17 protein-coding genes are annotated in these 22,731 nt (G+C 60.2%); 9 read left to right on the top strand and 8 right to left on the bottom strand.

The window, feature by feature from the left end:
• Window positions 1–393 precede the first annotated feature (393 nt).
• The 5 genes from RMV17_RS27330 to RMV17_RS27310 form a co-directional block, all read right to left on the bottom strand.
• The gene (locus RMV17_RS27330) at window positions 394–1,557 is read right to left on the bottom strand and encodes a gamma-butyrobetaine dioxygenase (protein ID WP_311883923.1); all 1,164 of its coding nucleotides are present in this window, start codon (window positions 1,555–1,557) and stop codon (window positions 394–396) included.
• Window positions 1,558–1,581: 24 nt separating this feature from the next.
• A complete protein-coding gene (locus RMV17_RS27325; RefSeq protein WP_311883921.1) occupies window positions 1,582–2,058 on the bottom strand; it encodes a thioesterase family protein in 477 nt (158 codons plus the stop codon).
• Between the two features lie 225 nt (window positions 2,059–2,283).
• Window positions 2,284–3,249 (bottom strand): L-carnitine dehydrogenase, encoded by a 966-nt coding sequence (locus tag RMV17_RS27320; RefSeq protein WP_158959825.1) that lies wholly within the window; start codon window positions 3,247–3,249, stop codon window positions 2,284–2,286.
• 141 nt (window positions 3,250–3,390) lie between these two features.
• Window positions 3,391–4,278: a 3-keto-5-aminohexanoate cleavage protein gene (locus RMV17_RS27315; RefSeq protein ID WP_016983621.1), complete on the bottom strand. Its 888-nt coding sequence runs from the start codon at window positions 4,276–4,278 to the stop codon at window positions 3,391–3,393.
• Window positions 4,279–4,398: 120 nt separating this feature from the next.
• On the bottom strand, window positions 4,399–5,343 hold the full coding sequence (locus RMV17_RS27310; protein WP_311883917.1) for a choline ABC transporter substrate-binding protein: 945 nt from the start codon (window positions 5,341–5,343) through the stop codon (window positions 4,399–4,401).
• Window positions 5,344–5,550: 207 nt separating this feature from the next.
• Between RMV17_RS27310 and RMV17_RS27305 the strand changes: the two genes are divergently transcribed.
• Window positions 5,551–6,495 (top strand): GlxA family transcriptional regulator, encoded by a 945-nt coding sequence (locus RMV17_RS27305; RefSeq protein WP_027610647.1) that lies wholly within the window; start codon window positions 5,551–5,553, stop codon window positions 6,493–6,495.
• A 94-nt stretch (window positions 6,496–6,589) separates the two neighbouring features.
• On the opposite strand, the gene RMV17_RS27300 is transcribed toward RMV17_RS27305, so the two are convergent.
• The 3 genes from RMV17_RS27300 to RMV17_RS27290 form a co-directional block, all read right to left on the bottom strand.
• Window positions 6,590–7,006, bottom strand: coding sequence for a DUF3010 family protein (locus tag RMV17_RS27300; protein WP_095050256.1), 417 nt, complete (start codon window positions 7,004–7,006; stop codon window positions 6,590–6,592).
• A gap of 29 nt (window positions 7,007–7,035) precedes the next feature.
• A complete protein-coding gene (locus tag RMV17_RS27295; protein WP_311883914.1) occupies window positions 7,036–7,359 on the bottom strand; it encodes a helix-turn-helix transcriptional regulator in 324 nt (107 codons plus the stop codon).
• Window positions 7,360–7,461: 102 nt separating this feature from the next.
• On the bottom strand, window positions 7,462–7,863 hold the full coding sequence (locus tag RMV17_RS27290) for a lysozyme inhibitor LprI family protein (protein WP_008083168.1): 402 nt from the start codon (window positions 7,861–7,863) through the stop codon (window positions 7,462–7,464).
• Window positions 7,864–8,097: 234 nt separating this feature from the next.
• Between RMV17_RS27290 and RMV17_RS27285 the strand changes: the two genes are divergently transcribed.
• The 8 genes from RMV17_RS27285 to RMV17_RS27250 all read left to right on the top strand — a co-directional run bounded on the left by RMV17_RS27285 (window position 8,098) and on the right by RMV17_RS27250 (window position 22,730).
• Window positions 8,098–9,075: a dipeptidase gene (locus RMV17_RS27285; RefSeq protein ID WP_311883913.1), complete on the top strand. Its 978-nt coding sequence runs from the start codon at window positions 8,098–8,100 to the stop codon at window positions 9,073–9,075.
• Window positions 9,076–9,181: 106 nt separating this feature from the next.
• Window positions 9,182–9,712, top strand: coding sequence for a DUF5943 domain-containing protein (locus tag RMV17_RS27280; protein ID WP_005792152.1), 531 nt, complete (start codon window positions 9,182–9,184; stop codon window positions 9,710–9,712).
• A gap of 15 nt (window positions 9,713–9,727) precedes the next feature.
• The gene (dgcA, locus tag RMV17_RS27275) at window positions 9,728–11,788 is read left to right on the top strand and encodes a dimethylglycine demethylation protein DgcA (RefSeq protein ID WP_311883912.1); all 2,061 of its coding nucleotides are present in this window, start codon (window positions 9,728–9,730) and stop codon (window positions 11,786–11,788) included.
• A 112-nt stretch (window positions 11,789–11,900) separates the two neighbouring features.
• Window positions 11,901–13,850, top strand: a complete 1,950-nt coding sequence (dgcB, locus tag RMV17_RS27270) for a dimethylglycine demethylation protein DgcB (RefSeq protein ID WP_311883910.1) — start codon at window positions 11,901–11,903, stop codon at window positions 13,848–13,850.
• A complete protein-coding gene (locus RMV17_RS27265) occupies window positions 13,850–15,070 on the top strand; it encodes an electron transfer flavoprotein subunit alpha/FixB family protein (protein ID WP_311883909.1) in 1,221 nt (406 codons plus the stop codon). Before dgcB ends, RMV17_RS27265 begins: the two co-directional genes overlap by 1 nt.
• Before the next feature lie 9 nt (window positions 15,071–15,079).
• Window positions 15,080–15,850 (top strand): electron transfer flavoprotein subunit beta, encoded by a 771-nt coding sequence (locus tag RMV17_RS27260; protein ID WP_311883907.1) that lies wholly within the window; start codon window positions 15,080–15,082, stop codon window positions 15,848–15,850.
• A gap of 1,422 nt (window positions 15,851–17,272) precedes the next feature.
• Entirely contained in the window at window positions 17,273–20,725 is a 3,453-nt protein-coding gene (locus RMV17_RS27255) for a GMC oxidoreductase (RefSeq protein ID WP_311883905.1), read from the top strand.
• A 136-nt stretch (window positions 20,726–20,861) separates the two neighbouring features.
• Window positions 20,862–22,730 carry a hypothetical protein gene (locus RMV17_RS27250; RefSeq protein ID WP_311887092.1) on the top strand — a complete coding sequence of 623 codons (1,869 nt, stop codon included), beginning with the start codon at window positions 20,862–20,864 and terminating at the stop codon, window positions 22,728–22,730.
• The last annotated feature ends 1 nt before the right edge of the window (window position 22,731 follow it).

Raw genomic sequence — 22,731 nt, 5'->3', positions numbered from 1 at the left:
CGCATCCTTCTTCGGTAACGGAGGTCGTGGCTCGATTCTGGTAGCCATGCGGGAGCACGGCAAGGGCGTTTTGTCGCAGTGGCTGCGACGGCTATGAACAGGTCGCTTTCGGCTAACTCGCCGCTCAAGGGAGTGGGCACACTGAACTCAGCTTGCAACACGAAGGTTTGGTCACCCTCGCTTGGCAGCTCCTCAACAGTACCCTCTGCCCCGATCCTGTCACGGCTTGCATCGGGGCTTTTTTTTGGCTGTGAATCAGTCAGAGATTTGTTGTTCCTGCCGACGTCATCGCTGGCAAGCCAGCTCCCACAAGTTTCGAGTCTGGTCGCATATTTGTGAAACGCCGCCGAACCCTGTGGGAGCGGGCTTGCCCGCGATGAACGATAACGCGGTCTATCTTTGCAACACGAGGATGCCCGACAACAACTCATCCCGATCGACATAGCAACCCTGAAAATGTCGTGCTCCCGTGGCGGGATCAAACGCGTTGCGCGCATGCAACGTGCGGCGGTTATCGAAGCACCACAGCTCACCGGGGTTGAGCCGCTGCATCAGCCGAAACCGTGGCTCGCGCGTCATCGCAATAAACCGCCGATAAGCCCGATACAACAACGGCATCTGCTCCATCGACGCATCAAACGCCCCGCGCAAAAAATTCGCCATACGAATTTCCGCCACGCGACCCAAGGCATCCAAAGCAATAATCGGCGCCAGGCAGCGATAATCGCTGTGACGATCCTTGTTGCGAAACTCCACGGGGATTTCACACAGCGCCTGAAACGCTGCCGGATCCTCACTGCGCAGCGCATCGGCAATCGCAAAACCATCGACAAAAATGCTTTCGCCGCCTTCGGCGTCATTCACCAGGCAATGCAGAAATTGCAGCCCCGGTTGCAGCTCGCGGGTGGGCAGATCGGTGTGCAACGGCAGGTTGAAAGCGGTGTAGGCATTGCTGTCGGCATCGGCCTTGGATTGCACGTTGAACAGCACGCCGAAATTGCTTTCGCGGATAAAGGAAATGCGCTGCGCGATAAGTTTCAGCGAGCCGGGTTCGGTGGGCACGCCGTGCACTTGCGTCAGGCCAATGTCGCGTACGGCGAGCAGCCATTGCAGCAACGCGGCGTTGTCGTTCATCAGCGCCGAATAGTCGAACACCGGCAACTGCAAATCGCTGCGCCACAGATAAGGCTTGGGTTTGCCGGCCAGGCGTTCGGCGCGGGATTCGTCGTCATAGGCGTGAGCGCGCAACCAACCGGGATCGAAACGGCTGAGGTGGCCGTCCTGCCAATCGATGCGCAGGCAGCCATCGGTGTCGATATACGCAGCGGCAGGCTTGAGGTCTTCAGCGGCATCGACGATCTCGAACACCTGCTCACGGGTGACGTTGTAGACGCAACGTTCACACGGGCAGTTATCCCGCAACCAGACGTGGTGAAACGGACTGATGCGACCGTCAGCCCATTGGATGGCAACGCGATCCGCCAGGCTCTGCACGCCACTAAGCGCGCTGATCAACGGATAAGTACGGAAGTCGGCAACAGCGGCAGCGGTGTTCATGGCGGCTCCTTGCGATCGATGGATTTACCTTGCAGACGGCAACGCGATAACGCGGCCGATGTAAGCGGGAGCGGGCAGGTCTTTTTGCTCGGCGACGATGTTTTGCAGGCGGCTCAAGGTTTGCGCACCGAACGGCGCCGAGCGTGGGCCGGCGAGGTCGACGTGCAAGAGCATTTGTTCGTTGCCGGCCAGCTCCTGATCCTCTCCAACCTTGTGCAGGCTGTGATAGAGGTGCAGGCGCTTGCTGTCGTGACCGATGATTTGCGTGTGCACTTCGACCTCGGTGTCGAGTTTCACTTCGTGTAGATAGTTGAGGTGCAGTTCGAGGGTGAACAGTGAGTGGCCGCTGGCTTCGCGGTTGCTGCTGTCCATACCGAGGCGGTCCATCAGGGCGTCGGTGGCGTAGCTGAAAATCAGCAGGTAGAAGGCGTCACGCAGGTGGCCGTTGTAGTCGACCCAGTCGGGGATGATTCTGGTTTGGTAGGTGGTGAGGGTGGGCATGATTGGGTTCCGGCAGTTGGCGGGTCGTTAAGATCAAGAGCTACCCCCTCACCCCAGCCCTCTCCCCCAGGGGGGAGAGGGGGAAAGGGAGCAGATCGGGGGCCTTTCAAAACTTGAGTTCGGCTCGATAGATCAGGTCGGTGCAGCTCGCATAAACACCGCGGTTGGTCCCCTCTCCCTCCGGGAGAGGGCTAGGGTGAGGGCAGCGATGTCATGCCAGACACATCATTCGCTGAAACTCATTCCATGCTTCTCCTTGGTGGTCTTCACCGCCTCAAGCACCGCCAGCAAGCAATCATCACGATAGCGTTCCAGCGCCGAAATGCTGTGGCGGCCGAGCTGATCACTGGTGCCATCGACCACATCATCAATCAACTTGTCAGTCAGTTCCGGCGCTGGCAGATACGTCCACGGCAACTGCAACGCCGGGCCGAATTGCGACATGAAGTGGCGCATGCCCGCATCACCACCGGCCAGCGTATAAGTCAGGAACGTGCCCATGAACGACCAGCGCAGACCAGCACCAAACCGAATCGCATCGTCGATCTCGCCAGTAGTCGCCACACCGTCGTTGACCAGGTGCAGCGCCTCACGCCATAACGCTTCAAGCAAGCGGTCAGCGATAAACCCCGGCACTTCCTTGCGCACATGCAACGGACGCATGCCGAGAGATTCGTAGACTTTCATCGCCGCTTGCACAGCTTCCGGCGCGGTGTTCTTGCCACCGACCACTTCCACCAGCGGCAGCAGATAAACCGGGTTGAACGGGTGACCGACCACGCAGCGTTCCGGGTGCGTCGAACTCTCGTAGAACTCGCTCGGCAGCAGGCCGGAAGTACTCGATCCAATCAAGGCATTGGGTTTGGCCGCGGCGCTGATTTTGCTGTGCAGATCGAGTTTCAGTTCCAGACGTTCCGGGGCGCTTTCCTGAATGAAGTCGGCATCGCGCACGCACTCTTCGATGGTCGCGACAAAGCGCAGGCGATCCTGCGAAGCGCCCGGTGCCAGACCGTTTTTCTCCAGCGCGCCCCAGGCATTGGCCACGCGTTTGCGCAGCGCCGCTTCGGCGCCGGGTGCCGGGTCCCAGGCCACCACTTCCAGACCGTGGGCGAGGGCGCGGGCAACCCAGCCGCTGCCGATGACACCGCTGCCCAGCGCGGCGAAGGTTTTGATTTCGGTGATAAAGCTCATGGCGACATTCCTGAATAGTTCGGGGATCAACTGTGGGAGCGAGCCTGCTCGCGAAAGCGGTGGCTCTGCTGATGAACATGCTTCGGATGTACGGGCCTCTTCGCGAGCAGGCTCGCTCCCACAGGGGAAATGAGTGATGGTTTAACCGCGCTGGGTCAGGCCCATTTTTTTGCGACCCTCTGCCGGGGTCAGCACGCGGGCGCCGAGGCGGCTGAGAATCTCGGTGGCGCGCTCGACCAGTTGGCCGTTGGTTGCCAGCACGCCTTTGTCCAGCCACAGGTTGTCCTCCAGCCCGACCCGCACGTTGCCGCCCAGCAACACCGCTTGCGCCGCCATCGGCATCTGCATCCGGCCAATCCCAAACCCGGCCCACACCGCATCGGCGGGCAGGTTATCGACCATGGCTTTCATCGTGGTGGTATCCGCCGGTGCGCCCCACGGGATGCCCAGGCACAGCTGGAACAGCGGGTTATCCAGCAACCCTTCTTTGATCATCTGCTTGGCGAACCACAGGTGACCGGTGTCGAAAATCTCCAGTTCAGCCTTCACACCCAGCTCGGTAATGCGCTTTGCACCCGCGCGCAATTGCGCCGGGGTGGAGACGTAAATGGTGTCGCCATCGCCGAAGTTAAGGGTGCCGCAATCGAGGGTGCAGATTTCCGGCAGCAATTCTTCGACGTGGGCGAGACGAGTCAACGGGCCGACCAGATCGGTGTTCGGGCCGAACTCCATCGGGTTCTCGCCAGCGCCGATCTCCAGATCGCCGCCCATGCCGGCGGTGAGGTTGACGATGATGTCGACGTCCGCCTCGCGGATGCGCTCCATCACTTCGCGGTACAGCGCCACGTCGCGGCTGAACTTGCCGGTCTGCGGATCGCGCACATGGCAGTGCACGACTGTGGCGCCGGCCTTGGCCGCTTCAACGGCCGCCGCTGCGATCTGTTTCGGGGTGACCGGCACGTGCGGGCTCTTGGCGGTCGTGTCGCCAGCACCGGTGAGTGCGCAGGTGATGATGACGTCGTGGTTCATGGTGCGGTTTCCTTCAGGCGTGATGGATCTGTCCGCAGCCCGTTTCGGGGTTGCGAAGCTTCGTCCGGTTCCCTCTCCCCTTGGGAGAGGGCTAGGGTGAGGGGCTTTTAAATGAGAGGGTTATTTGCTGGTCAGCTGCAGGTTTTCAGCCGCCGGTTTGCCATCGAACGTGGTCACACCCTCAAGCCAGCGCTGCTTGTCTTCGGGGTGATCCTTGAGCCATTGCCTGGCCGATTCGAAGGCGTCCTTGTGGTCGAGCAGCGGTTGCATCATCCGGCTCTCGTCTTCGGCGGTGAACGTCAGGTTGGTCAGCAGGCGACCAACGTTCGGGCACTGCTCGGCGTATTTCGGCGCGGTCACTGTCCACACGGTGGCCATGCCTTCGTTCGGGCCGAGGGCGTCGTCGCTGCCGGTCAGATAAGTCATCTTGACGTTGACGTTCATCGGGTGCGGCGCCCAGCCGAAGAACACCACGGCTTCCTTGCGGCGCACGGCGCGGTCGACGGCAGCAAGCATGCCGGCCTCGCTGGACTCGACCAACTGGAACTTGCCGAGGCCAAACTGGTTCTTGGCGATCATTGCCTTGATCTGCGTGTTGGCGCCCGAACCCGGTTCGATGCCATAGATCTTGCCGCCCAGTTCCTTCTCGAATTTGGCAATGTCGGCGAAGGTTTTCAGGCCCTTGTCCGCCAGGTAAGTCGGCACGGCGAGGGTCGCACGGGCATCTTTCAGGCTTGGCGCTTCGAGGACTTTGACCTGATTGGCGTCGACGAACGGCGTAATGGTCTGGGTCATCAACGGGTTCCAGTAACCGAGGAACAGGTCCAGGCGCTGATCGCGGATCCCGGCGAAGATAATTTGCTGGGAAGCGCTGGTTTGTTTGGTGTTGTAGCCGAGGCCGTCGAGCAGGACCTGGGTCATGGCACTGGTGGCGATCACGTCGGTCCAGTTGACCACGCCCATGCGCACGTTCTGGCACGAGGCGGGTTCGGCGGCCATGACGCTGGCGCTGAAGAAAGCGGTACCGCTGAGTGCAAGAACACAGCTGCTGATCAGTCGTTTCATGTCGGGTTCCTCGGCAGGTCGTTTATTGTGGTTCCCGGCGTCTGATGCGCCGGTGATGCAAAGTTACGCAGCTGTGCCCCCGTGAAAGCGCACTGCGGCGACTGGCATTTGCACTGTAGCGACCTGTGCGCTTGAACGCTGACGACAATCGGCGTATCAACGAGCCACGCTCCCCTCCCTCTCGTTACCCGCGAATCGAGTGCGCACATGTCCCAGGATTTCTACTTTTTGCTGATGCCGGGGTTCTCCGCCATTGGCTTTATCTCTGCAATTGAACCGCTGCGTGTGGCCAACCGCTTTCGTGGCGAGTTGTATCGCTGGCATGTGTTGAGTGCCGACGGCGGGGCGGTGCTGGCGAGCAACGGCATGTCGGTCAACGCCGACGCGGCGCTGGAGCCGTTGAAGAAAGGCGCGACGTTGTTGGTGGTGGCCGGGTTTGAACCGCTGAAGTTCGCCACGCCAACCCTTGAACACTGGTTGCGGCGGCTGGATAACGAAGGCGTAACCCTCGGTGCCATCGACACCGGCAGCTTTGTCCTCGCTGAAGCGGGCCTGCTCGATGGCCATCGCCTGACCTTGCACTGGGAAGCCATCGACGCGTTCAAGGAGTCTTATCCACAGCTCAGCGTGACCCAAGAGCTGTTCGAGATCGACCGTCGGCGCATCACCTCGGCGGGCGGCACCGCGTCCATCGATTTAATGCTCGATCTGATCGCCCAGGCCCACGGCCCGCAACTGGCGATTCAGGTCAGCGAGCAGTTTGTGCTGGGGCGCATCCGTCCGCGCAAAGATCACCAGCGCATGGAAGTCGCCACGCGTTACGGCATCAATAACAAGAAACTGGTGCAGGTGATCGGCGAGATGGAGCAACACAGCGAACCGCCGCTGACTACTTTGCAATTGGCAGAATCGATCAAGGTGACGCGGCGGCAATTGGAGCGCTTGTTTCGGCTGCACCTGAACGACACGCCGAGCAATTTCTACCTGCGCCTGCGCCTGGAAAAAGCCCGGCAGTTATTGCGCCAGACCGACATGAGCGTGCTTGAAGTCAGCATCGCCTGCGGCTTCGAATCACCGTCCTACTTCACCCGCAGCTACCGTGCACGTTTCGCCCGCTGCCCCCGCGAAGACCGGCGTACCGCCCAGGCATAAAATCAAAAGATCGCAGCCTTCGGCAGCTCCTACAGGGAAATGCATTCCAATGTAGGAGCTGCCGAAGGCTGCGATCTTTTGATCTTGCTGTTGGTTACTTCTTCACCAGCGCCGAACACGCAGCCTTGTAAGCCTCATGCTGATACTTGTTCAACGTCCCCGGCAGCTCGAAATTATGCTTCTTCGCCTGCGCATTGATCGTCTGCGGCGACAATAGCGTCACCTCACACCCATCGAGCAACTGCAAAATCCCTTCAATCTTGAACGTCGTCGGCCCGCCGGCAAATTCACCCTTCTTGCTGCGCTTCTTGATCGCAATCCGGTCAACCGAATTCTCCCGCACAAACGACGCTACCTGTGCCGCGAACAGCTTCACGTTGGCCGCTTCGTCATCGTCTTCGAGGGCGATTTTCTTGGTGGCAAGGGGAATGTGGCTCAGGGTCGAACCGTCGAGAGCGGCCACGGCGATGATCGCTTCGCTGCCTTTGATTTCAATGCCGCAGATGTTCATGGGAAATTCCTTGAAGTGAAGAGGGCAGCTTACAGCTCAAGCTGATTGGCGGTGATGCCGAACGCCGATGCAATTTTCTCGCGAGTGGCCTTGCGTGGCTTGGCGACTCTTTCCTGCTGGGCAAACGCCGGTTGCGAAATACCCATGCGATTGGCGACGTCTTCCTGAGTCAGGTTGAGGTGTTCACGCCAGGCACGGATCGGTGTTGCCCCATCGACCATCCGACTGACGACCTCATGGGGTATCAGGTCGGGCTGCATTTTTTGCGCAATATATTGCGCATAGGGAATGACCACGAAGGCGGGGTTGCCCTCGGCGTCGTTGATGATTTGTATATCTGTGGATAACTTCATTTTCGGAGAAATATAAGTCTTTTATAAGATTTCAGAATCTTTGCTTATATTTCTCCCAAGGCCAATCAACAATAATTGACGGCATGTTACGAGTGGTCAGAATCACTCCTGCCCAATCGACTCCAAAAACTCCGACCGTTCATCACTCATCCGCGCCACGCAGTCATTCTGCGCAATCGTGAATGCCTTGCTGCCCGCCGTCGCCGGAAACGCCTCCACCGCGCAATCCGCGTCCCGCGTCTTCAGCCATTGTTGCTGGGCGGTCTTGAGTTTGGCGGTGATATCAGCCAATTGCGTGGCGTTCTTGCCATACGCCGTCTGCATGCGTTCGGTCAGGCTGGCGTAGTTGTCCTTGAGCAGGTCTTCGGCAGTAGTGCGGCTGTAGGTCGAGCATTCCAGGGTCTGGACGTCGTTTTCGACGGCGTCGCAGGGGTTGTTGTCGGATTCTTCGGCGGCGTGTACGCCGGTCGCAATCAAAGCCAAAGCCAGGAAGATCGATTTCATTGTTGTCGCCGCTCTAATCCAGTGGTGTTTCCAATATGCCGGAGATTCTGGCTCAAGCTTGCGGGCTTGAACAGGTAGCTGATCGGAGCGTCTGGCGACCCTTTGTCGCGGATTGACGCTTTCGGCAATTCCCCTGTCGTTTTTGCACCCGGTCGCCCCGGCACCGAGGCATATGCTGGCCCCAAAGCGCCGGCAGACGATTCGGCGCATGAATCGCCAATAAGGGGACGCCTGATGAGCCCAGCCGAATTACACGCCGACAGCATCGTTATCGACGGTCTGATCATTGCCAAATGGAACCGCGAGCTGTTCGAAGACATGCGCAAGGGCGGTCTGACGGCGGCCAACTGCACTGTGTCGGTGTGGGAAGGCTTTCAGGCGACCGTGAACAACATCGCTGCCAGCCAGAAGCTGATCCGCGAGAACAGCGACCTGGTGATGCCGGTGCGCACCACCGTCGACATCCGTCGCGCCAAGGAGCAGGGCAAGACCGGCATCCTCTTCGGCTTCCAGAACGCCCACGCGTTTGAAGACCAGATCGGCTATGTCGAGGTGTTCAAGCAGCTCGGCGTCGGCATCGTGCAGATGTGCTACAACACCCAGAATCTGGTCGGCACCGGCTGCTACGAGCGTGACGGCGGCCTGTCGGGTTTCGGTCGCGAGATCGTCGCCGAGATGAACCGCGTCGGCGTCATGTGCGACCTGTCCCACGTCGGTTCCAAGACTTCCGAAGAAGTCATCCTCGAATCGAAAAAACCGGTCTGCTATTCCCACTGCCTGCCGTCGGGGCTCAAAGAGCACCCGCGCAACAAGTCCGATGCAGAACTGAAGTTCATTGCCGACCACGGCGGTTTCGTCGGCGTGACCATGTTCGCGCCGTTCCTCGCCAAAGGCATTGATTCGACCATCGACGACTACGCCGAGGCGATCGAATACACCATGAACATCGTCGGCGAAGACGCCATCGGCATCGGCACCGACTTCACCCAAGGCCATGGCCAGGACTTCTTCGAATACCTGACCCACGACAAGGGCTACGCCCGCCGTCTGACCAGCTTCGGCAAGATCATCAACCCGCTGGGCATCCGCACCGTCGGCGAGTTCCCGAACCTGACCGAAACCCTGCTCAAACGCGGCCATCCCGAGCGCGTCGTGCGCAAGATCATGGGCGAGAACTGGGTCAACGTCCTCAAGGACGTCTGGGGCGAGTAACGCTGACTCAAGACCGCCGCCGAACTGCCCCCTCTCCTGTGGGAGAGGGCTGGGGTGAGGGCAGCGGTCACCACTGAATCCACTATTTTTCTGGAGTTAAGTTTCCATGGCCAAGATCGCCCCGCAATTGCCAATCGAAGTCGACAGCGAGACCGGTGTCTGGACCTCCGACGCCCTGCCAATGCTCTACGTGCCGCGTCACTTCTTCGTGAATAACCACATGGGCATCGAGGAAGTTTTGGGTGCTGACGCCTACGCCGAGATCCTCTACAAGGCCGGCTACAAATCCGCCTGGCACTGGTGCGAGAAAGAAGCTGAATGCCACGGCCTGGAAGGCGTCGCGGTGTTCGAGCACTACATGAAGCGCCTGTCGCAACGCGGCTGGGGCCTGTTCAAGATTCAGGACATCGACCTCGACAAAGGCACCGCGAGCGTCAAGCTCGAACACTCGGCATTCGTCTACGTCTACGGCAAGGTTGGGCGCAAGGTCGACTACATGTTCACCGGTTGGTTTGCCGGGGCCATGGATCAGATTCTTGAGGCTCGCGGCAGCAAGATTCGCACCGTCGCCGAGCAAGTCTACGGTGGCTCCGAAGAAGGCCACGACGACGGCCTGTTCACCGTCAAGCCGTTGTAAGTCGAGGAACCCGCCATGGCTTTCGAAGCAATGTTCCAGCCGATCCAGATCGGCAAACTGACCATCCGCAACCGCGTGCTCAGCACCGCGCACGCCGAGGTCTACGCGACGGACGGCGGCATGACCACCGACCGCTACGTCAAGTATTACGAAGAGAAAGCCAAGGGCGGCATCGGCCTGGCGATCTGTGGTGGTTCCTCCGTGGTGGCCGTCGACAGCCCGCAGGAATGGTGGAGTTCGGTCAACCTGTCGACTGACCGGATCATTCCGCACTTCCAGAATCTGGCCGACGCCATGCACAAGCATGGCGCCAAGATCATGATTCAGATTACCCACATGGGCCGTCGCTCGCGCTGGGACGGCTTCAACTGGCCGACCCTGATGTCGCCGTCAGGCATCCGTGAACCGGTACACCGCGCCACTTGCAAAACCATCGAGCCGGAAGAAATCTGGCGGGTCATCGGCAACTACGCCCAGGCCGCGCGCCGGGCCAAGGCCGGTGGTCTTGACGGCGTTGAGCTGTCCGCCGTGCACCAGCACATGATCGACCAGTTCTGGAGCCCGCGCGTCAACAAGCGTACCGACGAATGGGGCGGCACCTTCGAAGGCCGGATGAAGTTCGGTCTGGAAGTGTTGAAAGCCGTGCGCGCCGAGGTCGGTGACGACTTTTGCGTGGGCATGCGTCTGTGCGGTGACGAGTTCCACCCGGACGGCTTGTCCCACGAGGACATGAAGCAGATCGCCAAGTATTACGACGACACCGGCATGCTCGATTTCATCGGCGTCGTCGGCTCGGGTTGTGACACTCACAACACCCTGGCCAACGTGATTCCGAACATGAGTTATCCACCGGAGCCGTTCCTGCATCTGGCCGCCGGGATCAAGGAAGTGGTCAAGGTGCCGGTGCTGCACGCACAGAACATCAAGGACCCGAACCAGGCCACGCGCATTCTTGAAGGCGGTTACGTCGACATGGTCGGCATGACCCGCGCGCACATCGCTGACCCGCACCTGATCGCCAAGATCAAGATGGGCCAGATCGACCAGATCAAACAGTGCGTCGGCGCCAACTATTGCATCGACCGCCAGTATCAAGGCCTCGACGTGTTGTGCATCCAGAACGCCGCGACGTCCCGTGAATACATGGGCGTGCCGCACATCATCGAGAAATCCACCGGGCCGAAACGCAAGGTTGTGATTGTTGGTGCCGGCCCTGCCGGGATGGAAGCGGCCCGCGTTGCCGCCGAACGTGGCCACGACGTGACCCTGTTCGAGAAGAAAGAATTCATCGGCGGACAGATCACCACGGCGTCGAAAGCGCCGCAACGTGACCAGATCGCCGGTATCACCCGCTGGTTCCAGCTGGAACTGGCGCGACTGAAAGTCGATTTGCGCCTGGGCACGGCGGCCGATGCCGAGACCATCATGGACTTGCGTCCGGACGTGGTGGTGCTGGCGGTCGGCGGGCATCCGTACCTGGAACAGAACGAACACTGGGGCGCCGCCGAAGGGCTGGTGGTCAGCAGCTGGGACGTGCTCGACGGCAAGGTCGCGCCGGGCAAGAACGTGCTGGTCTACGACACCATTTGCGAGTTCACCGGGATGTCGGTCGCGGACTTCCTTGCCGACAAGGGCAGCCAGGTCGAGATCGTCACCGACGACATCAAACCGGGCGTGGCCATCGGCGGTACGTCGTTCCCGACCTACTACCGCAGCATGTACCCGAAAGAAGTGATCATGACCGGCGACATGATGCTGGAGAAGGTCTACCGCGAAGGCGACAAACTGGTCGCGGTGCTGGAGAACGAATACACCGGCGCCAAAGAGGAGCGGGTGGTCGATCAAGTGGTGGTGGAAAACGGCGTGCGTCCGGATGAGGAAATCTACTACGCGCTCAAAGAGGGTTCGCGCAACAAGGGCCAGATCGACGTCGAAGCCTTGTTCGCAATCAAACCGCAGCCCTCGTTGAGCACCACCGGCGACGGCTACTTGCTGTTCCGCATCGGCGACTGCGTGGCGCAGCGCAACACCCACGCCGCCATTTATGACGCACTCCGGCTCTGTAAGGATTTTTGACGGCTCAGCTGCGAGCCATAAGCTTCAAGCCGCAAGTAAAAGCCCGGCAGATTTTGCTGCTCTTTCTTGCAGCTTGTAGCTTGTAGCTTGCACCTCGCCAGAGGTGACTCTGATGTTGAACACCCTTCTTCCAATCCTGTTGTTCGCCGCTCTGGGCCTTGGTGTCCTCGGCGCGCTGCGGCGGGTGGCCATGTGGCGTCGGGGCCGGGCCTCGAAGGTCGATCTGATCGGCGGCCTGTTGGCCATGCCCAAGCGCTACATGGTCGACTTGCACCATGTCGTGGCGCGGGACAAGTACATCGCCAACACCCACGTGGCCACGGCCGGCGGTGCGGTGGCGTCGATTGTGCTGGCGCTGCTGGTCCACGGTTTCGGCCTGCATAACCGCATCCTCGGTTACGCCTTGCTGCTGATGACGGCGGTGATGTTCGTCGGAGCGATCTTCGTCTACCTGCGTCGGCGCAACCCGCCGGCGCGGCTGTCGAAAGGCCCGTGGATGCGCCTGCCGAAGAGCCTGCTGGCGTTCTCGGCGTCGTTCTTCCTGCTGACCTTGCCGGTGGCCGGGATTCTGCCGGAGAACTTCGGTGGCTGGGTGCTCGCGGCGATCCTCGGGATCGGTGTGCTGTGGGGCGTGTCGGAACTGTTCTTCGGCATGACCTGGGGCGGGCCAATGAAGCACGCCTTCGCTGGTGCCTTGCACCTGGCCTGGCACCGTCGCGCCGAGCGTTTTGGCGGCGGTCGCTCCACCGGTTTGAAACCGCTGGATCTGAATGATCCGAGCGCGCCGCTGGGCGTGGAAAAACCCAAAGATTTCACCTGGAACCAGTTGCTCGGTTTCGACGCCTGCGTGCAGTGCGGCAAGTGCGAAGCGGCGTGCCCGGCCTTCGCTGCCGGCCAGCCGCTGAACCCGAAAAAACTGATTCAGGACATGGTCGTCGGCCTCGCTGGCGGCACCGATGCCAAGTTTGCCGGCAGTCCTTATCCCGGCAAACCCATCGGCGAACACTCAGGCAATCCCCATCAACCCATCGTCAACGGTCTGGTCGACGCCGAAACCCTGTGGTCGTGCACCACCTGCCGCGCCTGTGTCGAGGAATGCCCGATGATGATCGAGCACGTCGACGCCATCGTCGACATGCGCCGTCACCTGACCCTGGAAAAAGGCGCGACGCCGAACAAGGGCGCCGAAGTCCTCGAAAACCTGATCGCCACCGACAACCCCGGCGGTTTTGCCCCGGGCGGACGGATGAACTGGGCGGCGGATCTGAACCTCAATCTGCTCAGCGAAAAAAAATCCACCGACGTACTGTTCTGGGTCGGCGACGGTGCCTTCGACATGCGTAACCAGCGCACCCTGCGCGCCTTCGTCAAAGTGCTGAAAGCGGCAAAAGTCGACTTCGCCGTACTCGGTCTCGAAGAACGCGACAGCGGCGATGTAGCCCGGCGTCTCGGCGATGAAGCGACCTTCCAGTTGCTCGCCAAACGCAACATCCAGACCCTGGCCAAATACAGCTTCAACCGCATTGTCACCTGCGATCCTCACAGCTTTCATGTGTTGAAAAACGAATACGGCGCGTTCGACGGCAACTATCTGGTGCAGCACCACAGCACCTATATGGCGGAAATCATCCAGGCCGGCGCGCTCAATCTCGGAGAGCACAAAGGCAACAGCGTGACCTACCACGATCCGTGCTACCTCGGTCGCTACAACGGCGAGTACGAAGCGCCGCGCGAAGTGCTGCGTGCCCTCGGCATAGAAGTCAAAGAGATGCAACGTTCCGGCTTCCGTTCGCGCTGCTGCGGCGGCGGTGGCGGGGCGCCGATCACTGATATTCCGGGTAAACAGCGGATTCCCGATATGCGCATGGAAGACATCCGCGAGACCGGCGCCGAACTGGTGGCCGTGGGTTGTCCACAGTGCACGGCGATGCTCGAAGGCGTGGTCGAACCGCGTCCGCTGATCAAGGACATCGCCGAACTGGTGGCCGACGCGTTGCTTGAAGACGCTGCGCCAAGCAAGCCTGCCACCCCGGCCAAACGTGAACCTGCGGAGGCCCACTGATGAGCGACATTATCCGCCGCGACCCGCGCGCCGAATGGATTGCGCGTAACCGCCTGCACCCGCTGCACGCGGCGATGCAACCGGCACAACACAGCTGGATGGGTCCCAACGGCATCATCCGCAAGAACCTGCACGGCATCGGTTTTATCGGCCCTAACGGCATCAAACGTATCGACCGCAGCGGCGCGCAACAGGGCGGGGCGGTCAAACGTTCAGCCACGGTTGAAGTGCAATTGCCGCTGCATCAGGTGCCGGCCCCGGCGTTTTACATCTGTGTGGTGCCGGACATGGTCGGCGGCCGCTTGAGCAGCCACGACCGCGACTTGCTCGGCCTTGCCCATCAACTCGCCGGCCAGGACGGCGCGGTGTTGGCGGTGGTCTTTGGCGAGCACAAGGAAAACGCTTTCGCCACCGCAGGCGTTGATCGCTTGCTGGTGCTCGAAGGCGAACAGTTCAGCGGTTATGCACCGGAACAACGCGTGCAAGGCCTGCGTGCTGTGGATAACCAGTTCAACCCACGTCATTGGCTGCTGCCGGATAGCCGCAGCGGTGGTGGCGAACTCGGCCGCCGTTTTGCCGCTGCACTGGGCGAGCGCCCGGCCACACGGGTCTGGCAGGTCAAGGATCAGGAATGCATTGGCCGTGCGGGCGCCGGGCTGCAAGACCTTGCCCGTCCCGTCGCACGGTTGATTCTGGCTGCGGCCGAATGCGCCGAGCCGGTCAGCGAAACCCGACATGAAGCCTTGCATGTGGAGTTATCCACAAGTGTCGCGCGTAGCTTGTCGCGGATCGAAGATCTTGGCGCTGTGGCGGTCGACCCGGCAGCAATTCCGATGGCCGAAGCGGAGTTCATTTTCTCCGGCGGCAATGGGGTCAAGGACTGGGCGCTGTTCCACGAAACGGCGGCGGCACTCGGTGCTACCGAAGGCGCTTCCCGCGTTGCAGTGGACGATGGCTTCATGGCCCGTGATCGTCAGGTCGGCGCGTCCGGCACCTGGGTCACCGCGCGGGTGTATGTCGCGGTGGGTATCTCTGGCGCGATTCAGCACCTGCAAGGCATCGGTGCCTGCGACAAGGTGGTGGCAATCAATCTCGATCCGGGTTGCGACATGATCAAGCGTGCCGATTTGTCGGTAATCGGCGAGAGCGCAGAGATTCTGCAGGCGTTGATCGAAGCGGTCGCGGCTTACCGCAACGAAGCCAAGCGCGATGCGGCTTAAGGAAACGCTATGAACACGAAAGTTATCAGTCTGGTTTCCATCGGCGCTCACCCGACTTCCGGCCGGCCACGCCGAGCTGATCAGGATGCGCGCGCCGTTGAACTGGGCCTGCAACTGGCTGGGGAAAACCTGCAAGTGCTGCATGCCGGTGACATTGCGGAACCAGCGTTGCGCGCCTATCTGGGCATGGGCCTTGAGCAGATGCACGTGCTGGAGCAACCGGCTGGCGCCGATGCGCTGCCGGCGCTGACCGCGTATCTGCGCGATGCCGGTGCGCAAGTTGTCCTGACCGGCAGCCAAGCGGAAACCGGTGAAGGTTCGGGGATGTTGCCGTTTTTGCTCGCCGAAGGACTGGGCTGGCCGTTGGTGGTCGGACTGGCGCAGGTTGAGTCGATCAACGACGGCTCGGCGTTGGTGCTGCAAGCCTTGCCGCGCGGACAGCGGCGCCGGTTGAAGGTGAAACTGCCGTTTGTGGCGACTGTGGATAACGCTGCGCCGAAGCCTCGGCAGAGTGCGTATGGTCCCGCGCGACGCGGGGTCTTGCAGGCTGAAGACGTCGAAGTGGTGGACGATGAGTTGCTCGCGGTCTCCACTTTGCAAGCGGCCAAGCCACGGCCGAAACGCTTGAAGGTGATCAAGGCCAAAAGCGGGGCGGATCGGATGAAGGCTGCGACGGCCAAGGCCAGTGGTGGCGGGGGGCAAGTGCTCAAGGGGGTTACCGCAGAGGCTGGTGCTGAAGCGATCCTCAAGTTGCTGATTGAAGAAGGCGTTGTCCGCTGAAAAGCCCCTCACCCTAGCCCTCTCCCAAAGGGAGAGGGGATCTACGGTGGCGTACTCAAGCGTTCCATCGACCTGAAAGATTTTCGCGAACTCAAGTTTGGCCCAGCCAAGGTCACCGCATAATTTGCAGGTCACTGTACTTTTCCAATACACCTCGGTCGGCTCCCTCTCCCAGAGGGAGAGGGGACCTACGGTGGTGTACTCAAGCGTTACATCGACCTGAAAGATTTTCGCGAACTCAAGTTTGGCCCAGCCAAGGTCACCGCATAATTTGCAGGTCACTGTACTTTTCCAATACACCTCGGTCGGCTCCCTCTCCCAGAGGGAGAGGGGACCTACGGTGGCGTACTCAAGCGTTACATCGACCTGAAAGATTTTCGCGAACTCAAGTTTGGCCCAGCCAAGGTCACCGCATAATTTGCAGGTCACTGTAATTTCCAATACACCTCGGTCGGCTCCCTCTCCCTTTGGGAGAGGGCTGGGGTGAGGGAAGCGGTTTACCCACAATCCCTGTTGGCGGATCTGTGGATAACATGTTCGCCCCTCTCTAGACCCCACGCCAATCAAGCCCTACAGCCATCCGATCAAAAAACAACCAGCATAAGTCACGGATTTTCAGAGCTTTTTCGGCAGGATAACTGAACAAGTTGCCCCCAATCTCTGTTGGCGCTTCTGTGGATAAGATGTTCGCTATCGTCTGAAAGCCATACAAAACGTGGCGTGCGAAGATGTGATCAAAAAACAGTCAATTCGTCTGTTTCCATGGAAAACCCCCACACAAACCCCGATTTCACACAGCCTGCAACGCTTTTCCACAGACAAGGCAAAGTTACCCCCGATCTCTGTTGGCGCTTCTGTGGATAACGTGTTCGCCATCCGCTACAGGCCATGAACAACGTGGCTTACGGAGATGTGATTAAAAAACAACCAATGCGTCCGACAAACCGTCCTTCTGGATAAGTCACGATTTTTCTTCACAAATCAGCGAGTTATTTTTCCAGTCATCCACAGTTACCCCCATTTGCTGTGGGTGGCTATGTGGATAACTTGTTCGTCAAACCCTGCAAACCCCGCCCGCCATAGTCCAAACGGCACTTGATCAGATTTCATACAGTTCTAAGGCATTGCCTTGACTTCGATTCCTGCGCTGTCTTCACTGCAATGGCACAAGGACAGCCGTCACTTATCCACATCTGGTTCTGGGAGAACGCATGATGGATAGCCAGCCGCACCGCCCTCCGCCCTCGCCACGCAAGCGCACGCTCCGGCGCGCCGCCAATCAGCACGCTCGCCTGTAGCGCGCCACACCCGCCAGACCGCTGTGCTGTCGCCGGACTTCATCCGGTGGCCAGGTGCCCGTTCGCCCATTGATTGCAGGCAACCGCAGAGTTGCCCCATCTGCCTGATTAGAGGAACCACCTCATGACACGGATCGCAACGCCCATCAGCGAGATCAAGGAACACTACGATGTGATCGTTATCGGCTCAGGCTACGGCGGCGGCATTGCTGCCTCGCGCCTGTCCCGTGCCGGCAAGCGTGTGTGCCTGCTCGAACGCGGTCGGGAAATCCAGCCCGGCGAATACCCCAACACCATGATCGCCGCGACTGAAGAACTGCAGGTGCATGACCCGGATGGCCATATCGGCTCGCGCACCGGGCTGTTCGACTTGCACGTCAACGCCCAGCAGAACGTCGTGGTCGGTTGCGGCCTCGGCGGCACGTCGCTGATCAATGCCAACGTTGCCCTCGAGCCGGAGCCCGGCGTATTCGATGACCCGCGCTGGCCGCAAGCGGTGCGCGAACACCGCGACACGCTGCTCAAGGACGGTTACGCGCGCGCCCGGGAGATGCTCAAACCCAATCCTTACCCGAGCACTTCGCCGACCCTGCCCAAACTCGATGCCAACAAGAAATCCGCGGATTACCTCAAGCAAGGCGCGCATTTCTACAAGCCGCCGATCAACGTGACCTTCGACAAACTGCCGAACAACCTCAACCATGTCGGCGTTGAGCAACTGCCGTGCAACCAGTGCGGCGACTGCGTTTCGGGCTGTAACAACAAGGCCAAGAACACCACGCTGATGAACTACCTGCCTGACGCCTGGAACCACGGCGCGGAGATTTTCTGCCAGGCCGAAGTACGGCATCTGGAGCGTGATGGCGATGGCTGGATCGTGCACTTCCAGTATCTGGACAGTGGTCGCGAGATGTTCAGCGCGCCGACGTTGTTTGTGAAGGCCGATATCGTTGTAGTCTCCGCCGGCACGCTTGGCTCGACCGAAATCCTCCTGCGTTCACGCGACAAAGGCGTGGTGATGTCTGGCCAGCTCGGCGAAAACATGAGCGGCAATGGCGACATCCTCGGCTTCGGCCACAACTGCGAGCAGACCATCAACGGCATCGGTTTCGGCGCGCACCCGGCCAAGGAACTGCACCCGGTCGGCCCGTGCATTACCTCGGTCATCGACATGCGCACCGAAGGCGACTGGCGCAGCCGCATGGTCATCGAGGAAGGCTCGATCCCCGGCGCCCTCGGTCGGCCAATGGTGCCGGCGATGGCCGGGTTTGCCGAGATGATCGGCGTGGCCACCGATGACAGTTTCAGCGCCAAGGTGAAGTACAAGGAACGCGAAGCGGAAAGCTTCCTGCGCGGCCCGTATTACGGCGCGCTACACAACATGCAGACTTACCTGATCATGAGCCACGACAGCGGCCAGGGGCGGATGGTCCTCGACAACAAGGATCAGTTGCGAATCGACTGGCCGGGCGTTGGCGAGCAGGAGAACTTCAAACTCGGCAACGAGCGTTTGCAGCAGAGCACCAAAGCGCTCGGTGGCGTGTGGGTAGAGAATCCGATCTGGACCAAACTGCTCAGGCACAGCATCGTCTCGGTGCACCCGCTGGGCGGTTGCGTGATGGGCGAAGATGCGGCGCAAGGCGTGGTCAATCACAAGGGGCAGGTGTTCAGCGGTGCCAGCGGCACGGATGTTTACGCCAACTTGTACGTGACCGATGGCGCAGTGATTCCGACGTCGCTGGCGGTCAATCCGCTGCTGACGATTTCTGCCGTGAGTGAACGCAACATGGGCCTGCTCGCCGCCGACCGTGGCTGGCAGATCGACTACACACTGCCGTCGGCCCCGCGCAAACCGGTTGCGCCGCCAACCCTCGGCGTGCAGTTCACCGAAACCATGAAGGGCTATTTCTCTCGCGCCTTCACCGCTGCGCAAAGCACCGATCTGAAAGTCTACGAAGCGGCGGCCAAACGCGGCGAAGCGGATAACTCACCGATCGATTTCACCCTGACTATCACCGCCAACGACATGAACCGGATGATCAAGGAACCCGAGCATGCGGCGACCATCGTCGGCACGGTGATCGCCCCAGCGCTGTCACCGCAGCCGCTGACCGCGAGCAACGGTGTGTTCAACCTGTTCGAGCAATTCGAGCAACAGGTCGATACGCGCCACATGAAATACGACATGAAACTCACCGCCGAGGACGGTAACGACTATTTCTTCAGCGCCTTTAAAACGGTGCCGGAAGACAACGGCGTGCTGAACATCTGGCACGACACCAGCACGCTGTACGTGACGCTGTATCGCGGGCCGGACAAGACTGGCGAGGTGATCGGCTCCGGGGTGATGCACATTCATCCGACCGATTTCGCCAAGCAGATGACCACCATGAAAGTCCTCAACGCGCGCAACGAACGTGAGCGAATCGAAGGGCTGGCGCGCTTTGGCAAATTCTTCGCGGGGATTCTCTGGGAAAGCTATGGCGGGGTGTTTGCCGGGGATATCTACTTCAACCCCGATGCGCCGCCACGCTTGAAACGGCCGCTGGATGCGCCGACGCCAGCGGTGCATTTCTTCCCCACCGAGGACGGTGTCGAGTTGCGCCTGACTCGTTATCAGGCCGGCAGCAAAGGCCCGGTGATGCTGGTACATGGCCTGGGCGTGGGTTCGAATATCTTTTCCACCGACACCATTCAGACCAACCTGTTGGAGTACCTGTGCAAGCACGATTACGACGTCTGGCTGCTGGATTTCCGTGTGAGCATTCTGCTGCCGGCGAGCAAGAAGGAATGGAACGGCGACCAGATCGCCCAATACGACTTCAAGGCTGCCATCGGGCAGATTCAGCAAGAGACCAACGCCAAAGACGTGCAGTGCGTGGTGCATTGCTACGGCGCGACGACGTTTTTCATGTCACTGCTCGCCGGTTTGCAGGGCGTGCGTTCGGTGGTCTGCTCGCAGATTGCCGCTGACACCGTGGTCGCCACGGCGACGGGGTTGAAGGCCGGATTGCATTTGCCGGGCATGCTTGATGCCATCGGCATCAAGTCGATGACCGCTTACGCCGACAGCAAGGAAAACTGGTTCAACAAACTCTACGACAAAGCGCTTAACGGCTACGCGCGGATCGAAGCGCAGGGCTATTGCACTAACCCGGTGTGCCACCGCATCACCTTCATGTACGCGTCGCTGTATCGCCACGACACCCTCAACGAAACCCTGCACGACAACCTGCACGAGTTGTTCGGCGAGTCGAACATCGAGACGTTTGAGCATCTGGCGCTGATCGTGCGCAAAGGGCATCTGGTGGATTTCAAAGGCAACGATGTGTACATGCCGCACTTTGATCGTCTGACGATGCCGATCTGCTTTATCAGTGGCGCCGACAACCAGTGCTATTTGCCGGAAAGCACTCTCAAGACCTACCAGCGTTTGTGCGACATGCACGGGCCAGAGCGTTACAGCCGACAAGTGGTGCCGGGCTACGGCCACATCGACTGCATGTTCGGCAAGAACGCGGTGGTCGATGTCTATCCGATCATCCTTGAACACCTGGAGAAAACTGCCCTCGGCTGACTTGAAACCGAGTCGACTGCATCGCTGGCAAGCCAGCTCCCACAAAGGCACCACTTTCCCTGTGGGAGCTGGCTTGCCAGCGATAGCTGAAGGTCAGGCGCTACATCTCTCCGGTCTGCACAAGGAAATGGATGACATGGACAGCTACATCCGCTGGTTTCAACGCTTCATCTGGATAGGCATTGCGATGAACATGGTGTTCGCCATCCCTGCGCTGTTCGCGCCGGGGTTGCTGACATCGGTGGTCGGGCTGCCGCCGCAACTCTCCGACCCATGGCTGGAAAACGCCGGAATGCTGCTGGTCGGCATCAGCGTGTTTTACATGCCGTCGGGCTTCAACGCGCCGCGTTACGTGGTGCATTCCTGGCTGTGTGTGCTGACGCGGTTGATCGCTGTGGTGTTCTGGATTTATTTGATCAACACCAGCATCCAGGGCTCGGTGTTCGTGCCGATGCTGATGGGTGATCTGAGCTTCTTTCTGATCCTTGGCATTCTGCTGTACTTGGGCACCACGCCGGAGAACCGGCCGTGGGCGCTGCTCTGCGATGGCTGGCGCGAATGGCGTGCGGCGTGGGCGCGGCAATGGCAAAGCCACGCCTTCAAGGTCGGCACGCTGGTGGTGGTCGCGGTGCTCGGTTTTATCGGTTACGAAGCCTGGTATCAGATGCTGCGGGTGGTGCCGGAGCAGGAATACGCCTCCGACGAAGACCACTACAAGTACGCCGCCATCGGTCTCGGCATCGAAGCGCGCATCCCGTATTACCTGTTCGCCGTCTTGCCGCAGATGTGTCCGGAGAAAATGCCCAAACCCGGTGGCTGGGAGGTGTTCGGCTTCCTTTTCGAAAACGGCAAGGACCTGCCGATCGGCATGGCCAAACGGCAGATCGGCTACCCGACTGTCGAGCCGAACTGCGCGCTGTGCCACACCGGTTCCTACCGCGCGAATGCCAGCGACGTCGCCGTCAATGTCCCGAGCGCACCGGCCAATACCCTGCAACTGCAAGCGTTTCAGTGGTTCGCCTACGATTGCGCCAGCGATCCGAAATTCACCACCGACGCGGTGATGACGGCGATCAACAGCAAGTTCCAGTTGGGCTTCTTCGAAAAAATCTACAACCGCTACCTGATCATGCCGATGGCCAAAAGCGCCTTGCTCAAGCAGAAGCAGGCCTACGCCTGGCAGAAGCTGCGTCCGCAACAGGGCCCGGGCCGAACCGACACCTTCAACCCGACGAAAATGGTGGTGTTCGGCTTCCCGGATGACTCGACCATTGGCACTGTCGACCTGCCGCAAGTGTGGAACCAGAAACCGCGCGAATCGATGTACCTGCACTGGGACGGCAATAACAACAAGATCCACGAACGTAACTACGCCGCCGCGATGGCCGTGGGCGCGACACCGGAATCGGTGCTGCCGCCGAGCTTCAATCGCGTGACCAACTGGCTGCTCGGGCACAAGGCACCGGCGTGGCCGTGGGCGCTGGATCAAGCGAAAGTCGCGCAGGGCAAACCGATCTGGGAGGCCAACTGCGCGGCTTGTCATGACTTTGGTCGTGCCGATACCGGTCAGGTCACCACTAATATCGACCAGCTCGGCACCGATCCGCATCGGCTGGACTCGTTCACCACCGGTCTGGTCGCCGCGTTCCATTCCTTCAAGAAACCGCCGTTCGACTTCGGCGCCTATCGCAAGACCCAGAGCTACAGCAACACGCCCACCGACGGTGTCTGGCTGCGCGCGCCTTACCTGCACAACGGCTCAGTGCCGACGCTGTGGGACTTGCTGCAACCGCCGGACAAACGTCCGCAGGTGTTCATCACCGGTTCCGATGTCTACGACCCGGTCAACGTCGGTTTCGTCACCAGCGGCGCCCAGGCCAAAGCTTCGGCCGACTTCAAATACGACACGCGGCTGGAGGGTAACCACAACAGCGGTCACCTGTACGGCACAACCCTGTCGGACGACGACAAACGCGCGCTGATCGAATTCATGAAAACCCTGTGAA

The organism is Pseudomonas sp. VD-NE ins, assembly GCF_031882575.1.
In the GTDB taxonomy this organism is placed as follows: domain Bacteria; phylum Pseudomonadota; class Gammaproteobacteria; order Pseudomonadales; family Pseudomonadaceae; genus Aquipseudomonas; species Aquipseudomonas fluorescens_BZ.
The sequence above is the reverse complement of the archived record's forward strand: the minus strand, read 5'-3'. Positions and strand labels throughout refer to the sequence as shown.